Source organism: Streptomyces bauhiniae (assembly GCF_004784475.1).
Classification (GTDB): Bacteria; Actinomycetota; Actinomycetes; order Streptomycetales; family Streptomycetaceae; genus Streptomyces; species Streptomyces seoulensis.
Genome location: NZ_SRRT01000001.1, coordinates 237,873 through 255,894, shown reverse-complemented (window position 1 = coordinate 255,894; position 18,022 = coordinate 237,873). Strand labels below are relative to the sequence as shown.

Annotated in this window: 11 protein-coding genes; 1 reads left to right on the top strand and 10 read right to left on the bottom strand. The window is 73.1% G+C overall.

Going from position 1 to position 18,022, the window contains the following annotated elements:
* Window positions 1-109: 109 nt before the first annotated feature.
* Together E5083_RS01285 and guaA are read right to left on the bottom strand one after the other, a co-directional pair.
* Window positions 110-904 carry a class II aldolase/adducin family protein gene (locus E5083_RS01285; protein ID WP_135783726.1) on the bottom strand — a complete coding sequence of 265 codons (795 nt, stop codon included), beginning with the start codon at window positions 902-904 and terminating at the stop codon, window positions 110-112.
* Window positions 905-1,049: 145 nt separating this feature from the next.
* Entirely contained in the window at window positions 1,050-2,630 is a 1,581-nt protein-coding gene (guaA, locus tag E5083_RS01280; protein ID WP_130331523.1) for a glutamine-hydrolyzing GMP synthase, read from the bottom strand.
* A 319-nt stretch (window positions 2,631-2,949) separates the two neighbouring features.
* Between guaA and E5083_RS01275 the strand changes: the two genes are divergently transcribed.
* Entirely contained in the window at window positions 2,950-3,234 is a 285-nt protein-coding gene (locus E5083_RS01275) for a chorismate mutase (RefSeq protein WP_135783725.1), read from the top strand.
* Between the two features lie 541 nt (window positions 3,235-3,775).
* Here the strand turns inward: E5083_RS01275 and E5083_RS01270 are convergent.
* The 8 genes from E5083_RS01270 to E5083_RS01235 form a co-directional block, all read right to left on the bottom strand.
* Window positions 3,776-5,605 carry a GMC family oxidoreductase N-terminal domain-containing protein gene (locus E5083_RS01270; protein ID WP_279632427.1) on the bottom strand — a complete coding sequence of 610 codons (1,830 nt, stop codon included), beginning with the start codon at window positions 5,603-5,605 and terminating at the stop codon, window positions 3,776-3,778.
* 57 nt (window positions 5,606-5,662) lie between these two features.
* A complete protein-coding gene (locus E5083_RS01265) occupies window positions 5,663-7,276 on the bottom strand; it encodes a succinic semialdehyde dehydrogenase (RefSeq protein WP_135783724.1) in 1,614 nt (537 codons plus the stop codon).
* A 125-nt stretch (window positions 7,277-7,401) separates the two neighbouring features.
* Window positions 7,402-8,262: a serine/threonine-protein kinase gene (locus E5083_RS01260; protein WP_135783723.1), complete on the bottom strand. Its 861-nt coding sequence runs from the start codon at window positions 8,260-8,262 to the stop codon at window positions 7,402-7,404.
* 66 nt (window positions 8,263-8,328) lie between these two features.
* Complete coding sequence (locus E5083_RS01255; protein ID WP_135783722.1) at window positions 8,329-9,918, bottom strand: serine/threonine-protein kinase; 1,590 nt, start codon at window positions 9,916-9,918, stop codon at window positions 8,329-8,331.
* A gap of 83 nt (window positions 9,919-10,001) precedes the next feature.
* A complete protein-coding gene (locus E5083_RS01250) occupies window positions 10,002-11,567 on the bottom strand; it encodes a serine/threonine-protein kinase (RefSeq protein WP_135783721.1) in 1,566 nt (521 codons plus the stop codon).
* A gap of 74 nt (window positions 11,568-11,641) precedes the next feature.
* On the bottom strand, window positions 11,642-13,189 hold the full coding sequence (locus tag E5083_RS01245) for a serine/threonine-protein kinase (protein ID WP_135783720.1): 1,548 nt from the start codon (window positions 13,187-13,189) through the stop codon (window positions 11,642-11,644).
* A gap of 168 nt (window positions 13,190-13,357) precedes the next feature.
* Window positions 13,358-15,796, bottom strand: a complete 2,439-nt coding sequence (locus E5083_RS01240) for a protein kinase (protein ID WP_135783719.1) — start codon at window positions 15,794-15,796, stop codon at window positions 13,358-13,360.
* A 160-nt stretch (window positions 15,797-15,956) separates the two neighbouring features.
* A complete protein-coding gene (locus E5083_RS01235; protein WP_208753904.1) occupies window positions 15,957-17,921 on the bottom strand; it encodes a serine/threonine-protein kinase in 1,965 nt (654 codons plus the stop codon).
* Window positions 17,922-18,022 lie beyond the last annotated feature (101 nt).

Below are 18,022 nucleotides of genomic sequence, written 5' to 3'. Positions count from 1 at the left end.
TGAACAAGGCGAATTGTGCCCTACCCCGGACACCTCGGGTTCCCGGGTCCGCGCTGGGCGGAAAGGACCGCCCATCCTGCTGACCCACTCGCACGCCCGTGCGGGAGGCTCAGCTCAGCAGGTCGGGTTCGCTGCGGCTGATGTCCTGCCACAGGGGCTGGTAGTTGATCCAGGCCACGAGGTCGCCGCCGAGCTGTTCGCGGGTGGCGACGGCCTGCCGGTGCTCGATGAGGACGGGGCGTCCGGCGGCCTCGGCGGTGAGCTGGACCTGGCAGGAGCGCTCCATGGACATGAACCACCAGGCGGCCGCGTCGACCGAGTCGCCGACGGTGAGCAGGCCGTGGTTGCGCAGCACCAGGGCCTTGTTGGAGCCGAGCACGGAGGCGATGCGGCGGCCTTCCTCGGCGTCGACGGTGACGCCGGTGTAGGCGTCGTAGAGCGCGGTGTCCTCGTAGAAGGCGCAGCTCTCCTGGGTGATGGGGTCGGGGACCTCGCCGAGGGAGGCGAGAGCGCGGCCGTGCGTGGAGTGGCAGTGGGCGACGGCGACGACGTCCGGGCGGGCCGCGTGGACCGCCGCGTGGACGGTGAAGGCGGCCTGGTTGACGTGGTAACCCCCCTGGACGACCTGGCCGTCCTGGTTGGCCAGGACCAGGTCGCTCACGGTGACGTGCTTGAAGGGCATCCCGAAGGGGTTGACCCAGAAGCAGTCGCTGAACTCCGGGTCGCGGGCGGTGATGTGGCCCGATACGCCGTCCTCGAACCCGGCGCGCCCGAAGAGGCGCAGGGCGCCCGCGAGGCGTTCCTTGCGGTGGCGGCGTTCCTCGTCGACCGACTCGTGCATGGGCGGCATGGCGAACCGCAGCTTGTCGGTGGGCAGCGGCGAGGGAGGGGTGGGCCGGTGCATGAGTCCTCCAGCGCTGGGGTGCTTTACGGACCGGAAGTTACCGTCGGGTGGCGGGGTACCAAAAGAGGCCGAGTGACGAAAAAGAGGTGGAACGGCCGGAGCCGTTCCACCTCGGGCGGTGCCGGTCAGCGGACCGGCACCCGGGTCACTCCCACTCGATGGTGCCCGGCGGCTTGGAGGTCACGTCGACGACGACGCGGTTGACGTCGCGGACCTCGTTGGTGATCCGGGTGGAGATCTTCGCCAGCACGTCGTAGGGCAGCCGGGACCAGTCGGCGGTCATGGCGTCCTCGGAGGAGACCGGGCGCAGCACGATCGGGTGGCCGTAGGTGCGGCCGTCGCCCTGGACGCCGACCGAGCGGACGTCGGCGAGCAGCACGACCGGGCACTGCCAGATCTCGCGGTCCAGACCGGCGGCGGTCAGCTCCTCGCGGGCGATGGCGTCGGCGTCGCGCAGCAGGTCCAGGCGCTCCTTGGTGACGTCGCCGACGATGCGGATGCCGAGGCCGGGGCCGGGGAAGGGCTGGCGCTGGACGATCTCCTCGGGCAGGCCCAGCTCCTGGCCCACCATGCGGACCTCGTCCTTGAACAGCTTGCGCAGCGGCTCGATGAGCTGGAACTCGAGGTCCTCGGGGAGGCCGCCGACGTTGTGGTGGGACTTGATGTTGGCGGTGCCGGTGCCGCCGCCGGACTCGACCACGTCCGGGTACAGGGTGCCCTGCACCAGGAACTCCACGGCCGGGCCCTCGTCCGCGATGATCTCGGCCTGGGCCTGCTCGAAGACGCGGATGAACTCGCGCCCGATGATCTTCCGCTTCTCCTCGGGGTCGGAGACCCCGGCGAGCGCCTTGAGGAAGCGCTCCTCGGCGTCGACCACCTTGAGCTGGACGCCGGTGGCGGCGACGAAGTCCTTCTCGACCTGCTCGGTCTCGCCCTTGCGCATCAGACCGTGGTCGACGTAGACGCAGGTGAGCTGGGAGCCGATGGCCTTCTGCACCAGGGCCGCGGCGACGGCGGAGTCCACGCCGCCGGACAGACCGCAGATGGCGCGCTTGTCGCCGACCTGCTCGCGGATCGCGGCGACCTGTTCCTCGATGACGTTGCCCGTGGTCCAGGACGGGGTCAGGCCCGCGCCCCGGTACAGGAAGTGCTCCAGCACCTGCTGGCCGTGCGTGGAGTGCATGACCTCGGGGTGGTACTGGACGCCGTAGAGCTTCTTCTCGTCGTTCTCGAAGGCGGCGACCGGGACCACGTCGGTGGAGGCGGTGACGGTGAAGCCCTCGGGAGCGGCGGAGCAGGCGTCGCCGTGGGACATCCACACGGGCTGCTCGTCCGGGGTGCCCTCGAACAGGGTGGAGCCGGACATCGAGACGTGCAGACCGGTACGGCCGTACTCGCGGGCGCCGCTGTTGTCGACGGTGCCGCCGAGGGTCTGCGCCATGAGCTGGAAGCCGTAGCACATGCCGAAGACGGGGACGCCGGCCTCGAAGAGGTCGCCGTCGAGCTGCGGGGCGTTCTCCTCGTAGACCGAGGAGGGGCCTCCGGAGAGGATGATCGCCGCCGGGTTCTTGGCGAGCATCTCAGCGACCGGCATGCTGCTGGGCACGATCTCGCTGTAGACCCGCGCCTCGCGGACGCGACGGGCGATGAGCTGGGCGTACTGCGCGCCGAAGTCGACGACCAGAACGGTGTCGGGGGCGTCGGCAGACTGGGTCGCTGATGACACGGGGTGCCTTCCGGCGGTGGGGCGGGGGTCTGTATGACCGATTCTAACGGGGTGGGCGCCGACCCCCTCCCGGACGCCGGAGGGCGATGTCCACGGGCGGTCCGGGGTGACGGATGGTCGTGGCATACTGACCCCGTGTTCACCCAGACGACGTTCCTCTTTACCTATGGCACCGGGCCCGCCGGCTGCCATGGTCGTTCTGCTTGAGCACATGACAAGCGACTTACGACAGGCGCTCCGGGCCGACAAGGCCCGGAGCGCCTGTCGTCTTTCCGGGTCCTGCCGGTCCGGGGCGGCCACCAGCCACCAGGAGCCCCGCATGACCACCGCCACCCCGCAGACCGCGACCGCGCACACCGAGCCCGAGCGCACCATCGACGACGCCCGGACGCGCATCGACGCCCTCGACGACCGGATCATCGGCCTCGTCCAGGAGCGGATGGCCGTCTCCGCCGTCGTCCAGCAGACCCGGATCGCCTCCGGCGGCCGCCGGGTCAGCCTGTCCCGCGAGATGGAGATCCTCGGCCGCTACCGGGACGCCCTCGGCAAGCCCGGCACCGCGCTCGCCATGACCCTGCTGGAGCTGTGCCGGGGTCGCATCTGAGTTCGGGGCCGCTCTCACCCGTACGGCGCGTGACCGGCTCGCGCACCGCTTCGTTGAGCCCCATGTCCGTGCCAGCCAGGGGCGGGCCCGACAGAACCACGCGTGGCTCGCCGGGGCGATGAGGGGTACGGGTCGTGCCGTACGCCGTGGGACCTCGTCCCGGAACAGTGACCGGACGGCAGGGGACAGCAGCCCGGTCACCCAAGAGAACGGCCGGCTCCGGGGACGCCCGGGGCCGTCCGGCGGACAACTGCACACAAGAACCCGTGGAAGCGGCGCGACCCCCCGGCGCCGCTTCCCCGGCACCGGCACCTCCCTGACGCCGGTGCCGACGACGAAGGGCCCCGCGGCCGAGTCCCGCGGGGCCCTTCGTCATGCCCACCCTCAGATGTGATCGACACCACACCGGAATACAGGCCACCGGTACAACCCCCGGGCGTCCTCACGCATCGAACCAGGCACCGGGATCAAGAAAACGGTGAGAATCGAGGGACCTGCGTTCGGAGGGGGACGCAGGTCCCTGTCTCTTTCCCGCAGGAACTCAGCCCTTCTTGCGCGGCACCTCGGGCACCGCCAGCAACGGCAGCCGCAGCGCGCCGAAGGCGTCCGCCGGAACCGCCGGAGTGCGCGGCGCCACCGCCTCCAGCCGCTCGTACGCCGCCCCCGGCGCCGGCCGCGGGTCCTCCTCGCCCTTGTTCGGCCAGAACGACATGGCCCGCTCCGCCTGCGCGGTGATCGTCAGCGACGGGTTCACGCCCAGGTTCGCGGAGACCGCCGCCCCGTCCACCACCGAGATGCCGGGGTGCCCGTACAGCCGGTGGTACGGGTCGATCACGCCGGTCTCGGCGGAGTCGCCGATGGGACAGCCGCCGAGGAAGTGCGCGGTCAGCGGGGTGCCCATCAGTTCGCCGACGTTGCTGCCCGCGAAGCCGTTGATCTCGGCGGCGAGCGCGGAGGCGGCCTCGGTGGCGGCCTTGATCTGGGTCGGGTTGGGCGCGCCGTGGCCCTGCCGGGCGGTCAGCAGCCCCTTGCCGACGCCGCCGGGCTTCAGATACGTCGTCAGGGAGTTGTCCAGCGACTGCATCACCAGGCCGATGATGGTCCGCTCCGACCAGCGCCGGTTGGAGACCGAGCGGACGAGCTGCACCGGGTGCCGGACCGCGTGCGCGAGCCAGCCGAGAACGCGCGAGGAGCCCTCGGCGTAGGGCACCTGGAGGATGGTGAGCCCGCCCATCGAGTTGGAACCCTTGCCGTAGCGGACCGGTTCGATGTGGGTGTCGGCGTCCGGGTGGACGGAGGACGTGATGGCCACCCCGCGCGTGAAGTCGACCTTGTCCGCGCCGTGCGCCTTGCGGTAGCGCCGGTCGTCGGTCTGGGCGCCGACCAGGGCCTCGGAGTTGGTGCGGGTGAGGTCACCGAGCCGGGCGCTGAGGTGGGGCAGCAGATGGCTGGCCTTCATGCGGTGCAGCAGGGTCTGGGTGCCGTAGGTGCCGGCCGCGAGGACGACCCGGCGGGCGGTGAACAGCCGCCCCTGGCCGGTGCGTTTGCGGTCGGTCGGGAGGGTGGCGACCGCGTAGCCGCCGCGCGAGTCGTCCGTGACGGAGACGACGGTGGTCAGCGGGTGCACCACCGCGCCCGCCTTCTCCGCGAGGTACAGGTAGTTCTCGTTGAGGGTGTTCTTCGCCCCGTGCCGGCACCCGGTCATGCACTCGCCGCACTCGGTGCACGCCCGCCGCGCGGGCCCCACGCCGCCGAAGTACGGGTCGGCCACCTGCTCGCCGGCCCGCGCCTTCGCCGTGCCGTCGGCGTCCTCGCCGTCCCCGAAGAACACGCCGACCGGCGCCATGTGGAAGGTGTCGCCGACGCCCATCCGCTGCGCCGCCGCCCTCAGATGCGTGTCGGAGGGGGTGGTCGTCGGGTTGAGCCGCACCCCGAGCATCCGCTTGGCCTGGTCGTAGTACGGCGACAACTCGGCGTGCCAGTCGGTGATGTGCCGCCACTGGGCGTCCTCGAAGAACGGCTTCGGCGGTACGTACAGGGTGTTGGCGTAGTTGAGGGAGCCGCCGCCGACGCCCGCGCCGGCCAGCACCATGACGTTGCCCAGCAGATGGATGCGCTGGATGCCGTACAGGCCGAGCTTCGGGGCCCAGAGGTAGTTGCGCAGGTCCCAGGAGTTGCGGGGCAGGGTGGCCGGGGTGAAGCGGCGGCCCGCCTCCAGGACGCCGACGCGGTAGCCCTTCTCGGTCAGCCGCAGGGCGGTCACCGAGCCGCCGAAGCCGGAGCCGACCACGAGCACGTCGTAGTCGTAACCGTCGTCGCGCCCTTCGCGCCCTTCCTCGTTCCGGGTGGGGACAGTCTTCTCCTGCGGCACGTGCTCTCCTCGTCGAGAACGGTGGTGGAACGGGCGGATCGGGCGGCGATACGGTGGTCAGCGGAAGCGGAGCGCCTTCATCACCTTCAGGCTGCGGCTCATGAAGGCCGCGTACGCGGCGTCGTCCATACCGAGCGAGGGCGCCATGGGCAGCAGCCGCTGGCGGGCGACGGTCTGGGCCTCGGTGTACTTCAGGATGCCCTCGGAGCCGTGGCGGCGGCCGAGGCCGGAGTCCTTCATGCCGCCCATCGGGGACTGGGCGCTGCCGTACGCGGGGGCGTACCCCTCGTTGACGTTGACCGTGCCGGTGCGCAGCCGGGCGGCGATCTCCAGGCCCCGCTTCGGACTGGTCGTCCACACCGAGGCGTTGAGGCCGTACGGGGTGGCGTTGGCGCGCTCCACGGCCTCGTCGTCGGAGCCGAAGCGGTAGACGGAGACGACCGGGCCGAAGGTCTCCTCGGCGCAGACGGACATGGTGTCGTCGACACCGTCGAGGATGGTCGGCTCGAAGAAGTACGGGCCGATGTCGGGCCGGGCCACCCCGCCCGCGAGCACCTTGGCGCCCTTGGCGACGGCCTCGGTCACATGCGCCTCGACGGCCTTGAGCTGGCGTTCCCCGGCGAGTGAGCCCATGTCGGCGCCGTAGGCGAGGGCGGTGCCGAGCCGCATGGCCTTGGTGCGGGCGGCGAAGCGCTCCAGGAAGGCGTCGGCGACCGACTCGTGCACGAACAGCCGCTCGATGGAGATGCAGAGCTGGCCGGCCGAGGAGAAGCAGGCGCGCACGGCACCGGCGGCGGCCTTCTCGATGTCGGCGTCCTCCAGGACCAGCATGGCGTTCTTGCCGCCCAGTTCGAGGGAGACGCCGATCAGACGGGCGGCGGCGCCCTGGGCGACCTCGCGGCCGGTGCGGGTGGAGCCGGTGAAGGAGACGTAGTCGGCGTGCCGGACGATCTCCGGGCCGACCACCGGGCCCTCGCCGAGGACCACCTGGAAGACCCCGGCGGGCAGTCCGGCCTCGATCAGCAGGTCACGGGCCCACAGGGCGGTCAGGCAGGTCTCGGTGTCGGGCTTCATCACGACCGCGTTGCCGGTGACGAAGGCGGGCAGGGCGTCGCCGACGGAGAGTTCGAGGGGGTAGTTCCAGGGGGCGATCTGGCCCACGACCCCGCGCGGGTGGCGCAGTTCGGTCACCTTGGTGAGGGTCGGCATGGCGCCGGTGTGCCGCTTGGGGCGCAGGTAGGCGGGGGCGCGGCGGCCGTAGTGCCGGGCGGCGACGACGACGGCCTGCACCTCCTCGTGGGCGTGCAGCCGCGCCTTGCCGGTCTCGAGCTGGATGAGGTCGAGCACCTCCGACTGGCGCTCCAGCACCAGGTCATGGAAGCGCAGCAGCACCGCGGCCCGTTCGCGCACCGGGGTCCGCTCCCACACCCGCTGGGCGGCGCGGGCGGCCTCGAAGGCGGCGGCGACGTCGTCCAGGGTGGACTCGGGCAGGTCGGCGAGCTTGGCCCCGGTGAGCGGGGTGTGGTTGCTGGTCCGGCCGGAGCCGGTGACGCCCTTGGTGAGCTGGGCCAGCAGCTCGGGGGTGACCACGTCGGCGGCGGTGCGCACGCCCTCGGGGGCCGGGGCGATCGGGTTGGTGCCGGTGACTTCCGGGGCCTGCGAGTCCGTCATGAGCGGCAGGGTATGCCGGTGGCTTCCCCTTTGGGTACCCGTCGGTAACGGGGTTTCACCGGCCGCACACATTCCGCCAGTGATCACTGGCGGTAAACGTGCTGATCAGCGCGTTGTCGGCCCGGTCACTCGGCGCCGGGTTTTTTCGACAGCAGCAGTCCGAGGGCCGCGAGCGGGGTCCGGCGGACGACCGGGGCGGGGGTCACGACGGTCCGGGTGGGCTCCCTCGCGGGTGCGGGTTCCGCCTCCTCGGCTGCCACCCCGGCACATCTCGCCAACTCCGCCGCCACCTCCGCCGCGTCCGGCCGGGCCTCGGGGGCCGGGGTGCGCAGGCGGTCCAGCAGTGGGGCGAGCGGGCCGGGGGCGCCGGCCGTCATGGCGGCGAGCAGCGCGCCGAGGGACCACAGGTCGGAGGCGGGCCCGCCCCGCCCGGACGACCGCTCCGGCGCGACGAACCCCTCGGGGGCGTGCTCGGTGTGCCCGTCGCCGATCCCGAAGTCGGTGACGACCACGCGCCCGGTGCCGGACTCGATCAGCACGTTGGCGGGCTTGATGTCCCGGTGCACGATGCCGACGGCGTGCGCGGCGCGCAGCGCGCCCAGCACGGAGAGCCCGATCCTGGCCGCCTCGGCGGGCGGCAGCGGACCGCGCCCCACGGTCTCGCGCAGCGACTCGCCCTCGACCCACTCCATGACGATCCAGGGCAGCCCGTCCTCATCGGCCACGTCCAGGACCCGTACGGCGGACGGATGGCGTACGCGGGCGGCGGCGCCGGCCTCGCGCCGCAGCCGGTGCGCGGTCCGCCCGGCCTCCTCGCCCGCCGAACTGCCCGGCAACCGCGGCTCTTTGACGGCGACCAGGTCCCCGTCCCGCTCGTCGCGGGCGCGCCAGACGGTGCCGGTCGGCCCGGCCCCGACCCGTTCGAGGAGCCGGTAGCGCCCGCCGAGCAAGGGATCGTCGAGCGGGGGTGCGCCGTCGTCACTCATGCCCCATCAGTACCGCGCGCACCCGGCGCTTGTCGACGCGGGCGCACGCCGTCAACTCGGCCGGTTTCAGGGCTTGTCGAAGCGCACCCCGGCGATCGCCTGCCGGGCCACCTCACGGCCCCGCGCGGTGAAGTCGCCCTTGCCCGGATAGCCGACGACGAGCTTGTACATGTCGCCCGACGCGGTCCGGTAGTAGAAGAGCTGGAGTTCGCGCGGGAGCGGGTTCTGCGTGTCGTCGGTCGTGTACGAGACGGTGTTCCGTGCCGCCTTCCGCCCCTGGTACGTGGCCGAGCCGTCCGGCTTCGTCTTCGCACCGCCCGGCATGTCGAGCTGGTAGGCGCCGTCCTTCTTGAACTTCTCGTCGTCGGCGTACATCTGGGCGGCCGCGTTGCTCTGGATGTCGTTCAGGGAGTCGTCGCCCTTGCGGTCCAGGCTCAGCACGACGGAGACGGCACCGCTGAAGTCGGAGTACGACACCCAGTTCTTGTCGGTGTCGTCCTTCTCGGGGAGCTTCACCCGGTAGCTCTCCGGTACGGCGAGGGTGGCGCCCAGCGCGGGCGCCTTCCGGTCGGTCCAGCCGTCCGGCAGCGGGCCCGCGAACGGGTCGGCCAGCACCAGCCAGCCCGCGATCGCGGCCACCACCACGGCCGCCCCGGCCCCGAGCCAGGTCTTCCTGCCCGGCCGCCACCCGGGTGCGGCCACCGTGCGCGGCGGCGGCGCCGGGGGCCGTACGGCGGCCTCCAGCAGGGCGCGTACCTGCGGTGCCGTCGGCCGGGCGGCGGGGTCCTTGCGGAGCAGGCCGTCGATGACCTCGGCCAGCGGGCCCCGCGCGGCGGGCGGCGCCGGGGTCGCGTGCAGTACGGACTGGAGGGTGGCCGGGGTGTTGCTGCGCCGGAACGGCGACACGCCCTCGGTCGCCGTGTACAGGACCACGCCGAGGGACCACAGGTCGCTCGCCGGTCCCGGCCGCCGGCCCAGCACCCGTTCCGGCGCGGTGTACTCGGGCGAGCCGACGAAGCCGCCGGTGTCGGTGAGCTGGGTCTCGCCCTCGATCTGGGCGATCCCGAAGTCGGTGAGGACGACCCGGCCGTGCCGGCCCAGCAGGACGTTGTCCGGCTTCACGTCCCGGTGCAGGACGCCCGCCGCGTGCGCGGTCTCCAGCGCGCCGAGTACGTCCAGGCCGATCCGGGCCGCCTCGCGCGCATCCAGCGTGCCCTCTTGGAGGGCGCTGCCGAGGGAGCGGCCGTGCACCAGCTCCATGACGATCCAGGGGCGGCCGTCGACCACGGCGACATCGTGCATGTCCACCACGGACGGGTGGTCGAGACGGGCGGCGGCGCGGGCCTCGCGGCGCATCCGCTCGAAGACGTTGGCGCGTTCGCGCTCGGAGAGGTGCTCGGGCACGCGGGGTTCCTTGACGGCGACCTCGCGCTCCACCGTCTCGTCCCTGGCCCGCCACACGGTGCCCATCCCACCGTGCCCGAGCTTGCCCAGCAGCCGGTACCGGCCCGCGATCAGCCGCCCGGCACCGGGTTCCCCGGCCGGTTGGGGCGGTTGCGCCGGTACGGCCGGCTGCCCCGGCTCCTTGTCCGGTGGGCGCAGTACAAAACTCGTCGTGTCGTCGGCCGCGCGGCCGACTCCCCCGTCGCTGCTCATGGTTCATGCCTACCAAGCGGTCCGGGCCCCCAGCCAGGGGGTACGAGAACCGGTCACAGAGCCGTGACCAAGCGGAGGTGCTTTCAGGGGGCCGTGACGGTGAAGGTGTCCACGGCCACGTCGAAGTGCTCGCGGGCCTCGCGCACCTTGCCGACCGGGCCCGAGACCCACACGTCGTACATCCGGCCGCCCTCCTCCCAGCACAGGTCGTAGGTGTGCCGGGGGCCCTCGGCGGGGGTGTAGCCGTTCCAGGTGAACTCCCAGAGGGCGGCGGGGTGTTTCTCGTGGCTGGTCTCGGTGACGCGGCCGTCGCGGTAGCCGGGGTTGCTGTCGGCGCCCTCGGCCGCGAGGCGTTCCAGGACAGCGGCGGGGCCGCCCGGTTCCGGCGGGGAGATCTTGATGCCGAGGCGGAAGACGCCCCCGGCGGAGAGGTAGAAGACGCGCTCGCCCTGCCGTTCGCGGGTGAAGCCGTCCGGCACGGCCAGGGCGAAGCCCGCGGGGTCGCGGGCGGTGCGGTAGCCGGAGGGCGCCCGGGTGCCGGTGGGGCCTGGGGTGCGGGAGGCGGAGGGTCCGCCGGGCGCGTCGTCGGTGCCGCCCCGGTTCTCGTGCAGCATCAGCACCGCCGCCGACACCGCGGCTCCGGCGACGGCGGCGACCAGCAGGGCGGCGATCAGCCTCGCCCGCCTCGGGGACGCCGGCCGGGCGGGGCTCTGCGGGGCCTCAAGCGGTGGCGGCGTGTCGGACTTGGTGCCGCGTACCGCGCCGAGCAGCCGGAGCGTGCGCGCGGCGGCGGGGACACCGGACGCGGGCGGCATGCTGCCGGTCTCCAGGTACGTACGCAGCATGCGCTCGGCGTCCGCCGCGCCGAGCCGGAGTTCGGGGTCGCGCTCCAGCAGGCCCCGGACGACGGGGAGCAGCGGGCCGGCCTCGGCGGGCGGCCGGATCTCGTCGGTGACGACGGCGTGCAGGATGCCGCCGAGCGAGTCGCGCCGGAAGGGCGACTCGCCGCTGAGCGCGGCGCACAGCAGCGCGCCCAGCGACCACAGGTCGGACGCGGGGCCGCCGCGCAGCCCCGACATCCGCTCCGGCGCGGTGTATTCGGGCGAGCCGACGAAGGAACCGGTCTCGGTGAGCGTCGTCGCGCCCGCGACCCGCGCGATGCCGAAGTCGGTGAGCACGACCCGGTCGGTGCCGGACTCCAGCAGTACGTTGGCGGGCTTGATGTCCCGGTGCAGCACCCCGGCCGCATGCGCGGTGGCCAGCGCGCTCAGCAGGTCGGCGCCGATCCGGGCGGCCTCGGCGGCGTCCAGCGGGCCGCCTGCGGCGATGCGCTCGGCGAGCGAGCAGCCGTCGATCAACTCCATGACGAGGTACGGGCGTTCATCCTGCTCGACCACGTCGTGCACCACGATGATGTGCGGGTGCCGCAACTGCGCGACCGCCCGCGCCTCCCGGAAGGAGTGCTCCCGGCGCCGGCGCGCGTCCTCCTCGGACAGCGAGTCGTCCAGGGTGAGTTCCTTGACGGCCACCTGACGGCCCAGCACCAGATCGTCGGCCCGCCAGACGACACCCATCCCGCCGCGACCGATGCGCGCCTCAAGGCGGTAACGGCCCGCGACCACACGGAGGTCGTGCCCCTCGGTCCCCATACCGCCCATCATGCCGCACCGGACCCACCCCCTCCGGGGCGCTGACCGGCCAAGGTACGACAGTGGCGGCCGGTTCAGCCCTCTTGGAAGCTCCGCAGAATCCAGGTGAACTGCTTCTTGGTGGTGGGCCAGTCGTCGGCCGGGGAGGACGAGTAGAGGGCGTACTCGGTGTTGTCGGGGTTCATGTAGCCGACGTCGATGGCGTGGTACGGGCCCGGGAAGTAGTGGGGGCCGTCCTTGGCCAGGGCGTTCCAGGTGTACTCCCAGCGGGCGCCCGGCTCGTCGCGGAAGACCTCCTCCTTGAGGACCAGCCGCTGGTACTGAAGCAGCCGCGCCGAGACCCGCTGGTCCAGGTCGGTCAGGTGCTCGTAGGAGGTGCGGAAGTCCGGGTCGGTGTCGACGGCCACCCGGACGAGGTGCTTGCCGCGGTCGGGTGAGTAGTCGACCTGCCGGAGGCCGTCCTTGTCGATGGAGACGGACCGCTGCCAGCCCTTGGGCAGGGAGAGGCTGAAGCCGACCGGGTCGTCGTACCGCTGCCAGTCGTCGGGGACGGCGTTGGAGCTGTTCGTGGCCGACGCGGACGGGCTCTCGCTGGGGTCGTCCGTGCCCGTCGTGTGGTGGCCGCCGCCCCACTGGAGGTAGCCGACGGTCAGGCTCGCGCCGAAGACCAGGACGGCCGCCGCGGCCAGGGCGAGCATGCGGGTGCGGTGGCCGCGCCGGGCCGGGGTCACCGGGGTGACGGCCGTGTCGCGGGGCGCGGGAGCGGTGTGCTGCGGGGGCGCGGTGTACACCGGCGCGGTCTGCGTCGGGCGGCCCGCCGCCGCGTCGTCCAGCATGCGCTCGGCCGTGGCCAGGTCCGGGCGGCGGGCGGGGTCCTTGTGCAGCAGGGCGGCGATGACCGGGGCGAGGGGGCCGGCGTTGCGGGGCTCCTCGGCGTCCTCCTCCACGACGGCCTGCATGGTGCCCAGCGCCGAGGTGCGGCGGAACGGCGAGCGGCCCTCGACGGCGGTGTACAGCGTCGCCCCGAGCGCCCACAGGTCGGAGGCGGGACCGGGGTCGTGGCCGCGTATTCGCTCCGGCGCGAGGTAGTCGACCGAGCCGACGACCTCACCCGTACGAGTGATGGTGCTGTCGCCCTCTATCTGCGCGATGCCGAAGTCGGTGAGCAGCACCCGGCTGTCCCGGCCCAGCAGGACGTTGCCGGGCTTCACATCGCGGTGCAGCACCCCTGCCGTGTGCGCCGCGCGCAGCGCCCGCAGCACCCACAGCCCGATCCGCGCGGCCTCGCGGGGCTCGATCCGCCCGCGCTCCTTGACCGCGTCGGCCAGCGACTCGCCCTCGACCAGCTCCATCACGATCCACGGACGCCCGTCGTGCTCCAGCACGTCGTGCACGGTGACCACGGCCGAGTGGTTGATGCGCGCGGCCGCGCGGGCCTCGGCGCGGGTACGGGCCAGCAGCACGTGCTGGTCGCTCTCGGAGACGTACAGCGCCGCGGTCAGCTCCTTGACGGCGACCTTCCGGTGCAGCACCTCGTCATGGGCGCGCCACACCCGTCCCATGCCGCCGCTGCCGATGGAATCGGTGAGCCGGTAGCGGCCCGCCACGAGCTGGCCCTGCATCTGATTCACGTTGCCCCGCAATGCTCTTGTCAGGGTCAGACTATGGACCGGCCCCCGCCCAGGGAACCGGCGGGGTGCCACGGAATCCGCACTGTGACTGTTGTCGCTTCCGCACAGTCCGCGCAACCGAACGCCCGCTTCCGCAAAGGGCGCTGTCGGAGCGTCGCCTCAGCCGGTGTAGCGGTAGGTGGCCGTCGCCTGGTCGTACAGCCGGGTGACCTCGTCCCGCTCCGCCTCCGGGCCGCGCACCTGCACGATGTGGTACCGCCCGTTCAGCAGCATCGCCATGTTCCGCACGAACAGGTCGCGCCCCTGGGCGTCGGTCCAGGTGAACTGCCCCTCGGCCATGGTCCGTCCGCCCACCTCGATGGTGCGCAGCCCGGACGCGGTGGCCCAACTGGAGTCGCGGTACGGCTGCAACTCCCGTTCCTTGTCCCGCTGGTACACCATCGGATCGCTGCCGTAGGTGGACGTACTGTCCCGGCCGGGGACGACGACCAGCTCGAAGTTGCCGTGCGAGTACACCACTTGGCCGCTGCCGTTGCGCGGCGCGTGCGACCAGCCCTTGGCGACGGCGACCTTGAAACCGGCCGGGTCGGTGCGCAGGGTGAACCCGTCCGCCGCCGCGCCTCCGCCGGTCTGGGTCTCGGTGGCGGGCGAGGACGCGGTGGGCCCGTCGTCCGGGGTGCTTGGCTCCTGGGACGGCTGCCGCTCGTGGGAGGGCGCGGGGCTGGCCTGGCCCGCCGCTCCGGCGCGGTCGCCGTCCTCGCCCTGCTTGGGCATGAACATCACCGCGTACGCCACGGCCCCGGCCAGCAGCAGGAGGACGAGCAGCAGCAGGGTGCGGCCGAGGCTGCGCGGGGAACCCTGCGCCTCCTGCCGGGCCCGCTTGTGCCGGGCGTGCGGATGCGGCACCGGCGCCTTGTTGCGGCGCCGCCAGCGGGCCAGCTCACCGCGCCGGCGCACTATCGGCAGCCGGGTCGGGTCGGCGGGCGGCACCGGCACCACATGGGCACCGGCGTCCGGCTCGGGCGCGGAGCGCACCAGCGAGCGCAGCCAGCCGCTCAGCTCCTCGAAGTCCAGCCGCTCGGTGGGGTCCTGACGCAGCAGCGACTCCACGACCGGGCGCAGCGGCCCGCACTCCTCGGCATAGGCGGGCGGCTCCGCGCACACCAGTTGCACCAGCTCGGCGGTGGACTCCTCCGGGTAGGGCGCGTGGCCCTGGACGGCACGGAAGAGCAGCGCGCCGAGCGCCCACAGGTCGGTCGCGGGGCCGACGGGCGCGGCCAGTTGCCAGTTCTCGTGCACCGGCCCGGCCTGCTCCGGCGCCCACCGCTCGGTCACCGGGCCGACCACGGTCATCCGCATGTGCCGCGACCGCTCGGCCGCGATGGCGGTACCGGGCCCGCGCCGCGCCCCGGCCGTCTCCGGCTCGTCCCACCCGGACACGCCGGGCCCGCCGCCGTTCTGCGCGGGCAGCGCGGGCCGGGGCGGCGCGGGCACGCCCGGCTGGGCGGGGTTCAACGGGTACGGCGGCGCCGCCTCCGGCTGGGCCTGGCGGGGCGCCGCGCCGTGCCAGGGGCGTCCGGCCACCCCGTACGGGTCGGCCACGTAACCGGGCGGGTTGCCGCCCTCCTCCGCGATCTCCCCCTCGGCGGGCGTCCACGCACCCGGCAGGGCGGTACGGCCGCCCCGCTGCGACTCCTGTACGCGGGCGGCAGCGCGCGCCCCCGCGCGGTACGCGGCGATGGCCCCGGCGCGCGCGGCCCGGATGTCGTCCCCGCTCTCCATGGGACGCGGCAGAGCCGGCGCGGGGGCTCCGGAGTCGGCGGCGGGTGCGGGCAGTCCGCCCGCCACGCGCGCCTGGATCGCGGCACGCCGTGCGGCCTCGGGGTCCGTGTCGGCGACGGCCGCCGTGGCAGCCGTACGCGGTACGACACTCCCGCCGGGCTGCCGCTGGTCCGGCACCGGGTGGTCCTCCGGGCCGTCCTGGGCCGGAACGGGGTCGTACCCGCAGAGGGCTTCCTCCGCCGCGCCGACCGCGAGGCCGGTCAGCATGACCCGGCCGTCGTCGCAGACCAGGACCGTGCGGGCGGTGATGTTGCGGTGGGTCCAGCCGTGGGCGTGCAGCACGCGCAGCGCCATCACCACGTCGGCCGCGACCTCGGCCGCCCGGTACGGCGACAGCGGCTGCTCGGCGAGGAGCGCGGACAGCGGGCGCGCCGACACCGCCTCGCTGACGATCCACAGCGAACCGCCCTCGGCGAACACGTCGAAGACCTGGTCCAGCCGCGGGTGGTCCGGTATCCGGGCCGCCGCCTGCGCGGCCTCCACGGCGCGCCGCACGGCGGGGTCCCTGGGCGTACGGGTGGCGCTGCGGCCCGCCGGGGCGCGACGGCCGCGCTCACGCGCCGTGAACCCCTCGGGCAGTCCCTCGGCGTCGATCACCTCGGCCTCGACGACCTCCGGCAACGGCACCTGACGGACCAGCACCTCCTGCCCGCTGTAGGTGTCGAAGGCGTACGTCTCGGTGAGTTCGTACTCGTCGGAGGGCGGCAGCGGCAGGCGGTAGCGGTCGGCGAGCACGCGCCCCGCGTAGTCGTCCACGTCTGCCACCCCCTGCCGTTCCGGTCGCCCGCGATCGTTCACCGCCCGTCACGCGTCACACCCGGCTGCGTACGGTTCTCAACCATTCACGATACGTGCCGGAGGCAACCCGCACCGAGGGGATGAGCGATTACAGGCTCCCAACCCGAACTCGTTCAGGTCACGACTTGGGCTCGAAGGACGTCGTGAGCGTCTTCCAGGTGTCCTCGCGCAGCGCGTCGTCCCAGCCGGCGCTCTTCGCGGTGTACATCAGCGCGTGCCCGAGGTGGTCGTTGACCACGAAACCCCGGTCGATGGAGCGGTACTTGGTGCCGCCGTCCACGTAGGTGAACTCCCAGTCGGCCGTGTTCCAGCCCCGGTAGTCCACCTTCGCTATCCGGATGCGGTCGTACTGGGAGCGCACCATGTAGCGCTCCTGGTTCTCCCAGTCCTTCACCGGGTCGCTCTTGGGCGTGCTGGTCCAGGCGACGAGCAGCTTCTGCCCGTCGGGGCCGGTGTAACGGTCGCCCGCGGCGCTCGACGACCCGTACTTCCAGCCCTTGGGCAGGCCGATCGAGTAGCCCTGGGAGCTCTTGCGGGTCGTCACGACGGGCGCGCTCCCGGAGCCCTTCTTCCCGGAGGAGCCGGCGGAGTCGTCGTCCGCATCGCCGCTACTGCCCTTGCCGTCGGAGTCGTCGGCGGTGCTCGCGTCACTGGCCTCGCCGGAGCGGGAGCCGTCGGTCGCGGGCGCGGAGCCCGAGCCGTCGGGACCGGTCGCGCCGGAGCCGCCCTTGTCCGGGTCCCGCTTGGTCGAGGAACTCGCGCTGGGCGCGCCCTGGGCGCCGGTGCCCTTGTCGTCGTCCCCGCCGAGGGTGAGGGCGAGGACAGTGCCGACCACCACCAGGAGCAGGGCGATCACCACCGCGATGACGATCAGCGTCCGCCGGGGCACCACATCGGTGAGCGACGCCTTCGGCGCCGGCCTCGGCGGGAGGTCCATGTCGGGCCGGGGCATCACGGGCCAGCTCGAACTTGGCTTGTTCGCGCTGGAGTTCGGCGCGGCGGACGTCCCGCGCCCACCGGCGCCGGCCGTGGCGCCGGACTCACTCTTCGACCGCGTGGCAGCCGCGGCCGACGCGGCACCGGCGGCCTTGCGCACCGAACGCAGCGCGCCGCGCACCTTGTCGCCGGACTCCTCGCGCCTGGTCCCGGCGGAATCGGGGGAATCGGCCTGCGCCGGGATCGGCACGACCCGCGTGGCGTCCAGCGGCTCGGCGTCACCGGCGCGGATGACCTTGTTGAGCATGGCCCGCGCGCCCGCGTCGTCGAGCCGCCGCTCGGGCTCCTTGGTGAGCAGGCCCTTGATGACGTCGCCCAGCGGGCCCGCGTTCTTGGGCTCCTCGGGGCTCTCGGTCATCACGGCGGTCAGGGTGGCGATGGCCGACCCCTTGTCGTACGGCGGCACGCCCTCGACCGACGCGTACAGCAGGCCGCCCAGCGACCACAGGTCGGCGGCGGGACCGGGCTTGTGCCCGCGGGCCCGCTCCGGGGAGATGTAGGAGGGGGCGCCGACGAGCATGCCGGTGGAGGTGATGGACGGGTCGCCCTCGACCTGGGCGATGCCGAAGTCGGTGAGCACGACCCGGCCGTCCTCGGCGATCAGCACGTTGGACGGCTTCACGTCGCGGTGCAGGATGCCCTCGCGGTGCGCGGACCGCAGCACGTCCAGCACGGCGAGCCCGACCTCGGCGGCCCGACGGGGCGTCAGCACGCCGTCCTCACGGATGACCTCGGCCAGGGACTTGCCCTCGACCAGCTCCATGACGATCCACGGCCGGTCGTCCTCGTCGACCACGTCGAAGACCGTCACCGCGCTGTTGTTGCGGATACGGGCGATCGCCTTGGCCTCGCGCAGCGTGCGCGTGATCAGGCGGCGCTTCTCCTCCTCGTCGATGTTCGACGGGAACCGCAGCTCCTTGACCGCCACCGTCCGGCCCAGGGTCTCGTCCTCGGCACGCCAGACCGTGCCCATGCCGCCCCGGCCCAGCACGTCCCCCAGCCGGTACCGCCCGGCGAGAAGACGACGCTCGTTCTTGCCCTGACGAGTCTCCTGACGGGATGACCCCGCCCGCTCCGCCTCCGACATGCGTCCCCTCATGCAACCCGCCCTGACAGAGCCTTCATTGTCCCTCACCCGGCAACCGGCCGACGCCCAGGGGGCCCCTCCGGGCGCACCTCGTCCGCCAT

Bases quoted from the DNA above. Each gene is read 5' to 3' on its own strand.
- E5083_RS01235 (WP_208753904.1), bottom strand. From the start codon at position 17,921: ATGTCGGAGGCGGAGCGGGCGGGGTCATCCCGTCAGGAGACTCGTCAG.
- E5083_RS01255 (WP_135783722.1), bottom strand. From the start codon at position 9,918: ATGAGCAGCGACGGGGGAGTCGGCCGCGCGGCCGACGACACGACGAGT.
- E5083_RS01275 (WP_135783725.1), top strand. From the start codon at position 2,950: ATGACCACCGCCACCCCGCAGACCGCGACCGCGCACACCGAGCCCGAG.
- E5083_RS01285 (WP_135783726.1), bottom strand. From the start codon at position 904: ATGCACCGGCCCACCCCTCCCTCGCCGCTGCCCACCGACAAGCTGCGG.
- E5083_RS01260 (WP_135783723.1), bottom strand. From the start codon at position 8,262: ATGAGTGACGACGGCGCACCCCCGCTCGACGATCCCTTGCTCGGCGGG.
- E5083_RS01265 (WP_135783724.1), bottom strand. From the start codon at position 7,276: ATGACGGACTCGCAGGCCCCGGAAGTCACCGGCACCAACCCGATCGCC.
- E5083_RS01250 (WP_135783721.1), bottom strand. From the start codon at position 11,567: ATGGGGACCGAGGGGCACGACCTCCGTGTGGTCGCGGGCCGTTACCGC.
- E5083_RS01245 (WP_135783720.1), bottom strand. From the start codon at position 13,189: ATGCAGGGCCAGCTCGTGGCGGGCCGCTACCGGCTCACCGATTCCATC.